Annotated in this window: 11 protein-coding genes; 5 read left to right on the top strand and 6 right to left on the bottom strand. The window is 47.8% G+C overall.

Annotated features, from left to right (window positions below):
• The first annotated feature begins 67 nt into the window (after positions 1 to 67).
• Entirely contained in the window at positions 68 to 2,590 is a 2,523-nt protein-coding gene (locus F0265_RS21670) for a PBP1A family penicillin-binding protein (protein WP_171750327.1), read from the top strand.
• Between the two features lie 60 nt (positions 2,591 to 2,650).
• Here F0265_RS21670 and oxyR read toward each other — a convergent pair whose 3' ends face one another.
• Positions 2,651 to 3,541, bottom strand: coding sequence for a DNA-binding transcriptional regulator OxyR (gene oxyR / locus F0265_RS21665; protein WP_171354248.1), 891 nt, complete (start codon positions 3,539 to 3,541; stop codon positions 2,651 to 2,653).
• A gap of 174 nt (positions 3,542 to 3,715) precedes the next feature.
• On the opposite strand from oxyR, the gene F0265_RS21660 reads away from it, so the two are divergent.
• Positions 3,716 to 4,444 (top strand): redoxin family protein, encoded by a 729-nt coding sequence (locus F0265_RS21660; protein ID WP_038509272.1) that lies wholly within the window; start codon positions 3,716 to 3,718, stop codon positions 4,442 to 4,444.
• A 151-nt stretch (positions 4,445 to 4,595) separates the two neighbouring features.
• On the top strand, positions 4,596 to 6,053 hold the full coding sequence (locus F0265_RS21655; RefSeq protein WP_171750326.1) for a dihydrolipoyl dehydrogenase: 1,458 nt from the start codon (positions 4,596 to 4,598) through the stop codon (positions 6,051 to 6,053).
• 55 nt (positions 6,054 to 6,108) lie between these two features.
• Here F0265_RS21655 and F0265_RS21650 read toward each other — a convergent pair whose 3' ends face one another.
• Positions 6,109 to 6,456, bottom strand: coding sequence for a RidA family protein (locus F0265_RS21650; RefSeq protein WP_006957166.1), 348 nt, complete (start codon positions 6,454 to 6,456; stop codon positions 6,109 to 6,111).
• A 64-nt stretch (positions 6,457 to 6,520) separates the two neighbouring features.
• Between F0265_RS21650 and F0265_RS21645 the strand changes: the two genes are divergently transcribed.
• Positions 6,521 to 6,775, top strand: a complete 255-nt coding sequence (locus F0265_RS21645; RefSeq protein ID WP_171750325.1) for a DUF3624 domain-containing protein — start codon at positions 6,521 to 6,523, stop codon at positions 6,773 to 6,775.
• Positions 6,776 to 6,970: 195 nt separating this feature from the next.
• Here F0265_RS21645 and argH read toward each other — a convergent pair whose 3' ends face one another.
• From argH to argC, 4 genes are all read right to left on the bottom strand, one after another.
• Positions 6,971 to 8,845, bottom strand: coding sequence for an argininosuccinate lyase (gene argH / locus F0265_RS21640; RefSeq protein ID WP_171750324.1), 1,875 nt, complete (start codon positions 8,843 to 8,845; stop codon positions 6,971 to 6,973).
• A gap of 247 nt (positions 8,846 to 9,092) precedes the next feature.
• On the bottom strand, positions 9,093 to 10,307 hold the full coding sequence (locus tag F0265_RS21635) for an argininosuccinate synthase (RefSeq protein ID WP_019276996.1): 1,215 nt from the start codon (positions 10,305 to 10,307) through the stop codon (positions 9,093 to 9,095).
• Between the two features lie 96 nt (positions 10,308 to 10,403).
• Positions 10,404 to 11,198, bottom strand: a complete 795-nt coding sequence (gene argB / locus F0265_RS21630) for an acetylglutamate kinase (protein ID WP_082314514.1) — start codon at positions 11,196 to 11,198, stop codon at positions 10,404 to 10,406.
• A gap of 23 nt (positions 11,199 to 11,221) precedes the next feature.
• Positions 11,222 to 12,226, bottom strand: coding sequence for an N-acetyl-gamma-glutamyl-phosphate reductase (gene argC / locus F0265_RS21625; RefSeq protein ID WP_171750323.1), 1,005 nt, complete (start codon positions 12,224 to 12,226; stop codon positions 11,222 to 11,224).
• Between the two features lie 154 nt (positions 12,227 to 12,380).
• Here argC and argE point away from each other — a divergent pair, with 154 nt between their 5' ends.
• On the top strand, positions 12,381 to 13,517 hold the full coding sequence (gene argE, locus F0265_RS21620) for an acetylornithine deacetylase (protein WP_171750322.1): 1,137 nt from the start codon (positions 12,381 to 12,383) through the stop codon (positions 13,515 to 13,517).
• Positions 13,518 to 13,956 lie beyond the last annotated feature (439 nt).

The following is a 13,956-nucleotide window of genomic DNA, read 5'->3' as shown; positions in this document are numbered from 1 at the left end:
GAGCTACGTTTTAGCTTAAACTACCTAGGTTTGCATAACGTAAGCTTAATTAATCAGGGATTCTCCGGTGAAGTTCATAAAGCGATTGTTTATTTTCGTATTGGTTTGCACGGTACTTGGGGTCGGGACCATTGTTGGTTTCTACTTCTACGTAAAACCAGAGTTGCCCGATGTGGCGACTTTAAAAGATGTCAAACTGCAGACACCAATGCAGATATTCACTCAAGATGGCAAGCTGATCTCACAATTTGGTGAGAAGCGACGCATTCCGGTCACCTATGATGAAATTCCCCCGCACCTGATTGAAGCGCTGATCGCAACAGAAGACAGCCGTTTCTACGATCACCCCGGTATCGACCCTATTGGTATCGCACGTGCCGCCGTTGTAGTTGCCCTTTCAGGCTCAGCCAAGCAAGGTGCGAGCACGATCACTCAGCAGCTGGCGCGTAACTTCTTCTTGTCCAATGACAAAAAGATCATGCGAAAAATCAAAGAGATCTTTATCGCTATTCACATTGAACAACTGCTGAGTAAAGAAGAGATCCTTGAGCTGTACGTGAATAAAATTTTCTTAGGTTACCGTTCGTATGGCTTTGGCGCAGCAGCGCAGACTTATTTTGGCAAAGATCTACAGAACCTAACGTTGAGTGAAATTGCCACCTTAGCAGGCATGCCAAAAGCCCCGTCAACCATGAATCCTATCTACTCGCTTCAGCGTGCCACCAGCCGCCGCAACGTTGTACTTAAGCGTATGCTGGATGAAAAGTACATCACCGAGGATGAATATCAACAGGCTCGTGCTGAAGAGATCATGTCGCGCTACCATGGCGCAGAGATTGAACTGAGTGCGCCTTATGTGGCAGAGCTGGCTCGTGCATGGATGGTCGCGCGTTACGGTGAAGAAGCTTATAGCTCAGGAATGAATGTCTACACTACGGTGGACTCTAAACTGCAGTCTGCAGCCAATGAAGCGGCGATCAATAACCTGCTAGCGTACGATGAACGTCACGGTTACCGCGGCGCTGAAAAAGTCCTGTGGAAAGCAGGTCAGACAGCATTCGATGAACAAAAAATTGACGACACTTTGGATCGAGTGCCAACTTACGGCTCCCTTCTCCCTGCGGTCGTCACACAAGTCACAGCCCAACAAGCGACTGTCTGGGTGAAAAACCAAGGCGTAAAAACGCTCGAATGGGATGGTATCAAGTGGGCGCGTAAATTCCTCACCGATGACCGCCAAGGCCCAGCACCAAAAGCTGCCACGGATGTACTGGAAGAAGGTGAACAAATATGGGTCCGTCAGGTAGAGACACCTGTTGAAGATGGCGAAACACAAACAGCTTGGCACTTAAGTCAGGTGCCGAACGCCAATACAGCGTTTGTTGCCATGGATCCAGAAAATGGCGCAGTCTTGTCTCTGGTTGGCGGTTTCAACTTCGTTCACAATAAATTCAACCGTGCTACGCAATCTGTGCGTCAGGTTGGTTCCAGTATCAAACCGTTTATTTACTCGGCGGCTATCGATAAAGGTCTGACTCTGGCAACATTGGTAAATGATGCGCCAATCAACCAGTGGGATAAGAGCCAAGGGACAGCATGGCGCCCGAAAAACTCGCCTCCAACTTATATCGGCCCAACTCGATTAAGAATCGGCTTAGCGCAATCTAAAAACGTCATGGCAGTGCGCGTGCTGCGTGAAGTGGGCTTAGATGAAACGCGCCAGTATCTGACTCGATTTGGCTTCAATATTGATCAGGTGCCTCGCTCTGAGACGATTGCTCTTGGTGCTGGCAGTCTGACACCAATGAAGATGGCACAAGGCTACTCAGTGTTTGCTAATGGTGGCTACTACGTCGAACCGCATTACATCAGCAAAGTGGAAGGCCCGTTTGGTGATGTAGAGTTTGAAGCGACACCGAAGTCCATCTGTCGTCAAGACTGTGAACAAACGGCGACGGAAACCGTCACTAACGAGTTCCAAGAACAAGACGTTGAGCCTCAAGATGGTCAAACACCTCAATACGCGCCGCAGGTGATCTCTGAACAAACCGCCTTCCTTGTGCGTGAGATGATGTACAGCAACATTTGGGGTGGTGGTAACTGGCGCGATGGTACTGGCTGGAATGGTACCGGCTGGCGAGCACAAGCCCTGAAACGTCGTGACGTTGGCGGTAAAACGGGTACCACCAATGACTCAAAAGATGCATGGTACAACGGCTACGGGCCGGGCATGGTCGCAGTATCCTGGGTCGGTTTTGATGACCACAACCGTAAGCTCGGCCGCACCAAGCCAAACAGCAATTTGGGCAAAGCGCAAATTTCCGGCGCCGAAGCCGGCGCGAAAACTGCTCAGCCAGCTTGGGTTGACTTCATGCACACCGCCCTAGCGGGTGTACCTGCTCAGCAGAAAGTCATACCGCCGAATATTGTTCGCGTAAGAATTGACCGTGACTCAGGGCTACTGACCAACAAGTTCGACTCAAGTTCGATGTTTGAGTACTTCCTTGAAGGGACGGAGCCGACTGAATACGTCACTGATGAAATTACTGACAGCATCTACACCTCTGCAGAAAGTGAAGAGTTGTTCTAACCAGCATCAAAACAGAAAGGGCGGATGTCATGACATCCGCCCTTTTTTATTCGCTGTGATTTACTTGGCTTCAAGCTGTTGCTTTATAGCTTCAGCCAGCTGTTCGAAACGCGCCCGCAGCGGCGAACCAGGGCGGTATGCCAGAACAATGCTTCGAGAAGGCACTGGGTTAGTCGCTCGGACATAGCACACACCATCTTTTTGCTTTTCTTTCGGTAGCGATAGCTCGGGTAACAGAGTGATACCGGCACCTGCAGCGACCATGTTACGCAGAGTTTCAAGACTCGTCGCTTTAAAACGCTCATCATCTTTTGCCCCAGCGGCAAAACAAAAGCCTAGCGCCTGATCGCGCAGGCAGTGCCCATCACCCAGTGCAAGCACGGTTTTGCCATTCAGTTCCAGCATATCGATCTCTTCAAGACCAGACCATTCGTGATCGCAAGGCACGGCCACGCTCAATGGCTCCTCATATACTGCAATTTCTTTGAATGGGGCCGTTTCTGCCACCGATGCTAAAACCAGACAATCGAGCTTGCCATCTTCCAACTGACGCACCAACTGGTGAGTCTGTGCTTCATGCAAGAACAGTTCTAGCTCTGGGAACTGTTCCTTCAACGTCGGTACGATTTTCGGCAATAGATAAGGACCAACTGTTGGAATAAAACCTATGTGCATTGGCCCGGTCATGGCTTCACCTTGACCATTCGCCATATCACGAAAGGTTTTTACTTCTGACAGAATACGTTTGGCCTGATCCACCAGCTGCAAGCCAGCATCGGTAAACAATACTCTTCGGCTGCTACGTTCCAGTAAGGCTGTACCCAATTCATCTTCCAATTTACGGATCTGCCCGCTCAACGTCGGCTGGCTGACAAAGCAGGCTTCAGCGGCCTTACGGAAGTGGTTGTGCTCAGCGAGCGCTACCAGATACTCAAAATCACGGATATTCATCTTGCTAATTTACCTATCTCGATACGATAGAAAACATCTATCAAAACCATAGCATTAAACGATTAGAACTATCAAAGGAAATCTTGAATAATAACCTCATCAAAACAAAGCCACTTAGCAAAAGCACGCTAAGCTCTAATACGAATTAATCAGAATCTACCAAAGGACACTACTATGTTTGCGTCAAAAGAAGGTCAAAACGTTCCACAAGTTACATTCCCAACTCGTCAAGGTGATGCTTGGGTCAATGTCACCAGCGATGAGCTGTTTAAAGGCAAGACAGTGATCCTGTTCAGCCTGCCAGGTGCATTTACACCAACCTGTTCATCGAGTCACCTGCCTCGCTACAACGAGTTGTTCCCAGTCTTTCAAGACCACGGCGTTGACGAAATTATCTGTGTCTCTGTGAATGACACTTTTGTGATGAACGCTTGGAAAAATGACCAGGAAGCAGACAACATCACTTTCCTACCAGATGGTAACGGTGAATTCACTGATGGTATGGGTCTACTGGTTGACAAGAACGACCTTGGTTTTGGCAAACGCTCATGGCGCTACAGCATGCTGGTTAAAGACGGCGTGGTTGAGAAAATGTTCATTGAACCAAACGAGCCAGGCGACCCGTTCAAAGTGTCTGATGCTGATACTATGCTGAATTACATCGCACCTAACTACAAAACGCAGGAATCGATCACTGTATTCACTAAACCAGGCTGTCCTTTCTGTGCCAAGGCGAAACAAAATCTTATTGACCACGGTCTTCAGTATGAGGAAGTGATTCTGGGTAAAGATGCAACAACAGTAAGTTTACGTGCCATCTCAGGCCGTACAACGGTACCTCAGGTCTTCATTGGTGGTAAGCATATTGGTGGCAGCGAAGAGCTTGAATCTTACCTAGGCTAATTATATCGCTCCCTCGATTCTCCGGCCTTACCTAAGGTCGGGGAATCTATTGCAGAACCCAGCCACTATCTGAGTTTTACTCAGGTAGTGGACTCAAATTCATCTCCCCAGGTTGGCTAGGAAGCCTGGACAGACAAAGCGAGAACCCAAAATGAAACAGCTCAATGTCGATGTTGCCATTATTGGTGGTGGTACAGCCGGTCTAGGCGCCTATCGTTCAGCCAAAGCGCATACCTCTAGTGTCGTTATGATTGAAGGTGGACCATACGGTACAACCTGTGCTCGAGTAGGGTGTATGCCTTCCAAGCTGCTGATCGCAGCAGCAGAAAGCGTGCACCAGATAGAAAAGGCACCGGGGTTTGGTGTCCATCCGCAAGGTGAGATTGTCATCAATGGTCGTGAAGTCATGGATCGCGTCAAGAGAGAGCGTGATCGATTCGTTGGCTTTGTACTGGAAGGGGTAGATGAAATCCCGGCTGAAGACAAAATCTCTGGCTACGCTAAGTTTGTCGACAACAACACATTGATGGTGGATGACCATACCCAAATCACGGCCAAACGCATTGTGATTGCAACCGGCTCTCGCCCGGCTTATCCGAGTGTCTGGAATGAGCTAGGAGATCGTCTGATTATCAATGATGATGTGTTTGATTGGGATGATCTGCCTGAATCGGTGGCCGTATTTGGACCGGGGGTGATCGGCCTTGAACTGGGGCAAGCACTGCATCGGCTCGGCGTTAAGGTCAAACTGTTCGGCCTCGGCGGTCAGGTAGGGCCGCTAACAGATCCTAAAGTAATGGCCTATGCCGACAAAGCGTTTAAAGAAGAGTTCTATCTTGATGCTGACGTGAAAGTCGAAAGCATGCAACGCATAGAAGGTGAAGATAAAGTCGAGATCCAATTCATCAATCACGATGGCGAATTGGAAACCTTCATTGTTGACTATGTACTTGCTGCGACGGGTCGCCGTCCAAACGTCGATCAGTTGGCAATCGAAAATACCCAAGTTGCCCTTGATGAACGCGGCGTACCAACAGCGGATCATTACACGCTGCAAACATCGGTAGACAATATTTTTATCGCCGGCGATGCCAGTAACCAGATTCCGTTGCTCCATGAGGCGGCAGATCAAGGCCGAATTGCCGGTGACAATGCAGGCCGCTATCCTGATATCCGAGCAGGATTGCGTCGTTCGTCAATCTCAGCGGTATTCTCTGACCCTCAGATTGCAATGGTAGGTGAATCCTTTAAGCAGCTTGAAACTCGTCTAGGCAACTGTGGTTGCTTTGCGACAGGTGAGGTGTCATTTGAAGGTCAGGGCCGTTCACGAGTTATGCTACGCAACAAAGGCGTCTTGCATGTCTATGGTGAACAAGGGACCGGGCGTTTCCTAGGAGCCGAAATGATAGGACCTAATGCTGAACATCTTGCACACTTACTGGCTTGGGCACATCAAAATAAGATGACCGTTTCAGAAATGCTCGATATGCCTTTCTATCACCCGGTGATTGAAGAAGGGGTTCGCACTGCTCTACGCGACCTGAATGCGAAACTGCATTTAGGCCCAGAGATGATTAAACACTGTCTTGATTGTGGACCGGGTTGCTAATCCTAAATAGAAAATAAAAACGAGCCAATTGGCTCGTTTTTTTCATATAGACTCGTTATTTCTCTGCTGCAATCACAGAGATCTCCACCAACAAGGCTTCACGCGCCATATCAGCAGTAACACATGCTCGAGCTGGAGCGTGACCTTCAGGAACCCATGCATCCCATACCGCATTCATTTCCTGGAAGTCTTTCATGTCCTTCAAATAAATCGTCGCAGACAACATATGCTCCTTGTCACTGCCCGCTTCAAGCAGCAGCTCTTCAACTTTGTCGAGCATGGTTTGCGTCTGTTCAGTAATGCCTTTAGTCGCATCCGCACACACTTGTCCACATAGGTAAATCGTACCGTTATGCTTCACGATACGGCTCATACGTTGTTTAGTTTGTTGACGTTCGATCATTTTTATCACTTTCACGTTAGCTTGAGATATTATCAAAGCACATGTTACCCAATAAACGATGCTCATGACATGCAACTACTGTAAAAACAGCAACTGGTTCTGGAAAAAAATAGGCCGTTGTCAACGATGTATGGATCAGCTTACTGTGCTATCGGTATTGTGCTGGGTTATCTGGTGGTTTGCCTTCAGAGATAACCCTCAAAGCATAGAGTCCATCGCTTTGATCATCGCAGGGTTCGCATTTAACGGCTTGTTATTCCTTCACCTCTGGATGCGCTTTGTCATTTTGCCGTGGCGGCGCAGAAACAAAAAAGGTTAGAGGTAATGGGTTTAGGGGATACATTCTCGGTACGAGAAAAGAAAAAAGCCCCAAAATCAACGTCGATTCTGGGGCTCTCTTAGATTCTTCTAAGAAAAAGCAGTGGTACTTTAATAGACCCTGCCTTTTGAATAAGGTTCCCAAAAACATTCGATCTTTTTTGATCTTTCTTCGAAAACCTTAACCATCAATGCGTTAAGCAACATTTGCTCGCGCGATGGATTTCTCAACCAGATTCACTTCTAGCGCCACTTCGTCACAAGCGTGCTGACGAGGGCACTGATCACAATCTTTAAGCACTTTCTCCGGTAATAGCGACTTCGATGTCGGTAGAAAACTTTGCTTCATAAAAAACTCAGGCGTACGAGTCAGGACGAACACTTTCTTGATCGCCATCTGGCGCGCTTTTTCCACCAAGTATTGTACAATCGCGCTTCCCTGACCTTGCCCTTGCCAGCCCGCTTCGACACCCAGTGAACGAATCTCGGCCAGCCCAGAGTCATAGACATAGAGCGACGCACATCCAGTCACCTCGCCATGGTGCTCTGCAACAGCGAAAGAGCCAATATCTCTCACCAACTCACTGCGTGAACGAGGTAAGTTCTCCCCCATATTCGCCCAGTAGGTCACCATACCTTCTAGCGCTTCAATATCCGTTAAACGCGCAGGACGAACATTTACCGCAGAGGTATCCCGCTTGATAAGGCGTCCTTCCGCTTGCTCGACCGCATGAGCGACTTGCTTTGGAGAGACCCCACCCAGAGCACTACGCTTCTCAAGGCATGATTCTATCGTCAGTATGCTGTAAACATCTTCTTCTATGACTGAGGAGAACTCTTTCAGTTCCCCAATCGACAGTTCTTCTAACGCACAACCTTTCGCAATGGCCCCCACTACTGCAACACCCACAATATGGTGTGCTTCACGGAATGGGATGCCTTTAGCCACCAGATAATCTGCCAACTCAGTGGCATTGGCATAGCCTTGTTTCGCGGCTTCCAATGTGCGCTCGCCGTTTACTTTGATGCCATCAAAACAAAGCGCTGCCATTTCCATACAGTCGTTCCAGGTGTCTAGTGCGTCGAACAGCCCTTCTTTGTCTTCCTGCATGTCTTTGTTGTAAGCGAGCGGCAATGCTTTCACCGTCATCATCATGCCAGCCAATGAACCGTAGACCCGCCCTGTCTTACCACGTATCAGCTCCAGCGCATCTGGGTTTTTCTTTTGTGGCATCAACGACGATCCCGAGGTCACGGTATCCGCCAGTTCGATAAAGTTAGACTCACCCGAGTTGTAGAAAATCATATCTTCTGCCAAACGCGATAAGTGAAGCATAGAGATAGAGGCTACCGACATCAGTTCCATGACATGATCACGGTCAGACACCGAATCCAGTGAGTTACGTGTCGCACGGCGAAAGCCAAGGTTATGTGCCAGTTGCTCCCGGTCGATAGGGTAAGCCGTTCCCGCCAAAGCACCGGAGCCAAGCGGGCAGGTATCTAAACGCTCGATGGCGTCATGAAGGCGCGAGTAGTCCCGTTCAAACATTTCCACATAAGCCAAACACCAATGAGCAAACGTCACCGGCTGGGCACGCTGCAAGTGTGTGTAGCCCGGCAGAACCGTTGCCTGATGCTCTTTCGCGACCGATACCATTTGAGATTGCAGACGATCCAATGCCATCAGTAGCTGTTGACCTTGCTGACGACACCAGAGTTTAAGGTCAGTCGCGACCTGATCGTTTCTAGAACGGCCTGTGTGAAGTTTTTTGCCTAGATCACCCACTTTGCCAATCAGTTGTTGCTCAACCCATGAATGGATATCTTCCGCGTCAGAACGAAGGATCTGATGAGGATCTTCCATCACTTCTAGCTTAAGTTCATTCAACGCCAGTTCTAGCTTCTGTTGCTCTTCTTCATTAAGCACATCCACTGATAACAACGCTTTCGACCAAGCGATTGAGCCCACAATATCTTGTTCTGCCAATCGGTAATCAAAGCGCAATGAATCATTAAATTCTTTGAATCTCGTGTCTGCTGCTTGGGTAAATCTTCCGCCCCATAATGCCATTGCGTATCTCCTGATTACCGGTGCTCACTGTCAGTGCGAACAGTTTTTGATCTATTGCTATTTCTGGGTGAAACCCAGTATTTTTCTGATGGTTCAAACTTACGGCAATTCAAACTAAAAATAAAGTATTAATTCATTGTTTCTACATATTTATTCATTGTAATTTTAAGCGCTGTTGTTTTGGTTACCAAAAAACAACGAGCCCATTGGCTAAGCAAATGGGCTCGTCAGCTAGATAAGTTAAGGGCTACTTTTTCTGACTATTCAGCGCACGAATACGGCTAGACAGTGAGTAAAGGCGAATGAAGCCTTCTGCATGGCTTTGATCGTAAACTTCATCTTCACCAAAAGTAGCAAACTCTTCACAATAAAGGCTGTTCACTGAGCGCTTCTGGGTCACCGTAGCTTGACCTTTATACAACTTAATCACGACTTCACCGTTTACATCTTGAGCCAGTTCTTCTGACGCTGCGAGAATGGATTTACACAATGGTGTGAACCAACGGCCGTCGTATACAAGATGAGAAGCCTTAACGCCTAGTTCTTCACGGAATTCAAATGCGGTCTTATCCAGTACCAGCTGCTCAACAGCACGCAGCGCTTCCATCATAATCGTGCCACCCGGAGTTTCATAACAACCACGAGACTTCATACCAACCAGACGGTTTTCTACAATATCGATACGGCCAACACCATGCTTAGCACCTTTTTCATTCAGGTAAACAAGTGCGTTGTATGGCGTCATGTTTTCACCATCTACGCCCACCACTTCGCCTTTTTCGACTTTCAGCGTCACGTATTCAGCTTCATTGGGAGCTTGCTCAGGATCGACTGTCCACACCCAGCAATCTTCGTTAGGCGCATTCCACGTATTTTCCAGAACACCGCCCTCTGTTGAGATGTGCCACGCATTGGCATCACGTGAATAAATTTTCGTTAGTGAAGCCGTACAAGGAATGTTGCGCTCAGCAAGGTAGTCCAGACACTCTTCACGGCTAACCAGATCCCATTCGCGCCAAGGGGCAATCACATGAAGATCAGGGGCCAAAGCGGCAAAAGCGCCTTCAAAACGTACTTGGTCGTTACCTTTACCTGTACAGCCATGACAAAGGGCATCGGCGCCTACTTTACGCGCAACCTCAACCTGAGCTTTCGCAATGATTGGGCGAGCCATCGATGTACCCAACAAGTATTTGCCTTCGTAGTAAGCACCTGTTTTCAGCGTCGGGTAGATGTAGTCTGCGACCATTTCTTCTTTCAGGTCAGCGACATAACACTCAGATGCACCTGAAGCCTTCGCTTTTGCTTCGATGCCTTCTAATTCTTCTGCACCTTGACCAACATCGGCCACAAACGCGACCACTTCACAATCATAGTTTTCTTTCAACCAAGGGATAATCACTGAAGTATCCAGACCGCCAGAATATGCGACTACTACTTTATTTACTTTTAACTTGCTCATTTTCTTTTCTCCAAAATCCCGGCTCTGCGCGTGGCGGTCAGTGCTACGGGTGACTTTTTCGTTCTTTTTGTTGTGCTCGTGCCTTAACACAAGCGACTAATTCTTAGGTAAAAATTGTGTCCCGATGCTTTGCCCAGCAAACAGCTCGGCGAGCTTTTCTGGATAACGCCAGGTAGCCACTTCTATTGGTCGGCCTAAATCGTTAGCCGCTTCCAGTGCTGCATTGACTTTGACGATCATGCCGTCAGTGATTACCTGCCCATTGATCAGACTTTGTGCTTCTTGCTCATCTAAGCTTTTGATCAGATGGCCTTTGCCATCCAAAACACCACTGACGTCCGACAATAGAACGAGTTCGGCATCCAAGGCACCTGCAACGGCAACCGCCGCTTGGTCAGCATTGACGTTCATCATCTGACCTTCTGCAGTCAGGCCAATTGAGCTAATTATTGGTAATGTATCAGCAGCTAGAGTCGCCTGTAACACGGTAGAGTTACCTGGTGTCGCTTTACCAACAGCGCCTAGTTCTGGATCCAACTCTTCAACCTGACACAACCCACCATCAGCAAGGGATAACCCGACAGCATTCAAACCATCTTTGATCGCCTGCCCCTGCAGCATCTTGTTCGCCGTACCGGCTAAAGCACCTACTATTAAGGGAATTTGCTCATAGGGAGTGACACGAAGTCCGTCTTTTTTCAGCGTTTCAATCTGAAGCTGGGCCATAAGATCGTCCACTAGATAACCTCCTCCATGGACGATCACGATTCGTCGCTGAGCCTGCTTCTGATAGTCAGCAATTGCACTAAAAACCTGACTTAACGTCTCAGTACACGAAAGGGCAGCACCGCCCAATTTGATCACTAATGGAGTTGGTTTGTTATCTGTCATTACTTTTCCCTTTACCGACTTGCTTATACAAGGGCAGTTAACTCTGGAAATCCGTAGTGGATATTTAAGCACTGCACCGCTTGACTCGATGCGCCTTTAAGCAAGTTATCAATCGCAGAAACGACAATGATATGCTCGCCTTGTACCTTCCAACCAATATCGCAGAAAGGTGTATTTTCAACATGTTGAATACTTGGTAACGTCGCTTGGTGCAGGCGCACCGCAGGTTTATTCTCATATGCCGTATTAAATGCTTTTGAGATCTGCTGCTCACTCACTCCGCTAGCTAACTTCATAGTGATGGTCGCAAGGATCCCGCGCTTAAAGTTACCTAAGTGAGGGGTGAAAATTACCTCAGTCCCCAGATGAGTCGCGATCTCAGGTTGGTGCCTGTGGCTGAACACACCATAAGGCTGCAAACTCACTTCACAGAAACTGTTGGTCATCGATGCTTTTCGACCAGCTCCCGAGACACCGCTGGTTGCGTTGATTACTGGCCACTGAACAGAATCCAGCAAACCCGCCTCGACCAAAGGTCTAATCGCAAGCTGTGAGGCTGTTGGGTAACAGCCTGGTACAGCAATGAGCTGACTCTGTTTAATAGCGCTGTGGTTCCATTCAACAAGACCGTAAGCTGCGCTATCTAGCCAATCTTCATGTTGATGCTCAAAGCCATAAAATTCGTTATAGAAGCCGTGTTTCTTAACTCGGAAAGCGCCCGACAAGTCGAATACCTGACAACCTTGTTTCAAAAACGTAGGCGCAATGTCGTGGCTGACCTCATGGGCAGTAGCAAGAAAAACTACATCGCTTTCTTCCGCTACAGCATTGATATCTTTCAAAGGCTCTACAGGCTGACTGATAATACCCGCCAGCTTTCCATGTAGCTCAGAGATACATTTACCAGCATCAACACTATTGGCGGAGACATATAAACCTGATAGCGTAAGTTGTGGGTGTTTATGCACCATAAGTGCTAACTCAGCTCCGGTATAACCGCTGGCGCCAATAATTGTAGTTTTGAGCATCTCAGACATCCATTAAGACCTTAAAATCGTCACCTAACCAGTGACTATAAATTTAATAAACTTAGCTTTTAATGGTTTTTTATTCATTAAAACTGATTTATTATGTGTTTTACCTTCATTATTGATTTATGTCAACAGGCAAAGCGAACTTAATATGCAAATACCCAGTTTTCTTGAGGTCTACAAAGGCCTGATTTCTACCTCTTCCATCAGTTCAACCGATCCGAGTTGGGATGAAGGGAATGCAAAAGTCATTGAAAAGCTTGCCAGTTGGATGCAAGACATAGGTTTTGAAGTCGACATTATCGAAGTCGAACCCGGGAAGTTTAATCTGCTAGGTAAAATAGGAAGCGGTGAAGGTGGGCTGTTGCTGGCTGGTCACAGCGATACAGTACCTTTCGATGAAGGCCGCTGGAATTACGAACCTCATGCCCTCACAGAAGCGAATAACCGCTTCTACGGTCTAGGAACGGCTGATATGAAAGGTTTCTTTGCCTTCATTCTTGAAGCAGTAAAGAAGGTTGACTGGAGTAAACAAAGTAAGCCGTTATATGTCTTAGCGACGTGTGATGAAGAAACGACCATGCTCGGTGCGCGCCATTTTACCGATAACGCACCATTCAAGCCTGACTATTGCATTATCGGAGAACCCACGAGCTTGGTTCCGATACGAGGCCATAAAGGGCATGTTGCCAATGCCATTCGAGTCACAGGCAAATCTGGTCATTCGTCAGATCCGGCTTTAGGGGTTAACGCCATTGAAATTATGCATGAAATCCTTTTTGCCATGATGCAGTTGCGTGACAAGTTCATCAAAGAATATCACCATCCTGGGTTCGCGATTCCAAGTCCAACACTTAACCTTGGCCACATTCACGGCGGAGACAGCGCTAACCGCATCTGTGGTTGTTGTGAGCTTCATTATGACGTACGCCCTCTGCCTGGGATAAGCCTTGATGGCTTGGATAACATGCTTCGTGGCGCCTTAAAAGAAATCGAAGCCAAATGGCCTGGCCGTATTGATATAACACCTCTACACGAACCGATTCCTGGTTACGAATGTCAGCATGATCATCCTTTTATAGGAGGAGTGGAAGAGATATGCGGTACCAACTCAGAAACTGTCAATTACTGTACTGAAGCGCCCTTCCTTCAACAGCTGTGTCCAACACTGGTACTTGGCCCAGGTTCTATTGACCAAGCTCACCAACCGGATGAATTTTTGGCGTTTGAGTTTATCGACCCTACTGTCGAGATACTTTCCAAGGCTATGTATAAATATTGCTTCTAGCCAACCTTAGATGAGCACTTCACCACTCATCTCCAGATACAAACAAGCCCGTTGCGCCAGCAGCGGGCTTTAGATTTCATATTCTAGAAACTACGAAGCCCGATCTGGAGATTGGGCTTCTATATAAACGTCGGTTCGATTGAGTTTGTAGATTCCTACAACCAAACGCAAGTTGGATTTGTTCCCTTGAGGGGAATAGCTTTGCTCCTAAACGACAAAACCCAGTCCTTAGACTAGGCTTCTCAATAAATGACTAGCAGTAGTGGAGAGAGTTAGTTAAGGGTTATGGGTAACCGGGACCCGTTGGTCGTAGGCCAAAATAATACCGCAGATACGAAAAAGCCCTAACATCGCTGTTAGGGCTTTTTCTGAATAAGTGGCGGAGCGGACGGGACTCGAACCCGCGACCCCCGGCGTGACAGGCCGGTATTCTAACCAA

It is taken from the genome of Vibrio sp. RE88, assembly GCF_013113835.1.
Taxonomy (GTDB): Bacteria; Pseudomonadota; Gammaproteobacteria; order Enterobacterales; family Vibrionaceae; genus Vibrio.
The sequence above is the reverse complement of the archived record's forward strand: the minus strand, read 5'-3'. Positions and strand labels throughout refer to the sequence as shown.

Bases quoted from the DNA above. Each gene is read 5' to 3' on its own strand.
- oxyR (WP_171354248.1), bottom strand. From the start codon at position 3,541: ATGAATATCCGTGATTTTGAGTATCTGGTAGCGCTCGCTGAGCACAAC.
- F0265_RS21660 (WP_038509272.1), top strand. From the start codon at position 3,716: ATGTTTGCGTCAAAAGAAGGTCAAAACGTTCCACAAGTTACATTCCCA.
- F0265_RS21655 (WP_171750326.1), top strand. From the start codon at position 4,596: ATGAAACAGCTCAATGTCGATGTTGCCATTATTGGTGGTGGTACAGCC.
- F0265_RS21650 (WP_006957166.1), bottom strand. From the start codon at position 6,456: ATGATCGAACGTCAACAAACTAAACAACGTATGAGCCGTATCGTGAAG.
- F0265_RS21645 (WP_171750325.1), top strand. From the start codon at position 6,521: ATGACATGCAACTACTGTAAAAACAGCAACTGGTTCTGGAAAAAAATA.
- argH (WP_171750324.1), bottom strand. From the start codon at position 8,845: ATGGCATTATGGGGCGGAAGATTTACCCAAGCAGCAGACACGAGATTC.
- F0265_RS21635 (WP_019276996.1), bottom strand. From the start codon at position 10,307: ATGAGCAAGTTAAAAGTAAATAAAGTAGTAGTCGCATATTCTGGCGGT.
- argB (WP_082314514.1), bottom strand. From the start codon at position 11,198: ATGACAGATAACAAACCAACTCCATTAGTGATCAAATTGGGCGGTGCT.
- argC (WP_171750323.1), bottom strand. From the start codon at position 12,226: ATGCTCAAAACTACAATTATTGGCGCCAGCGGTTATACCGGAGCTGAG.
- argE (WP_171750322.1), top strand. From the start codon at position 12,381: ATGCAAATACCCAGTTTTCTTGAGGTCTACAAAGGCCTGATTTCTACC.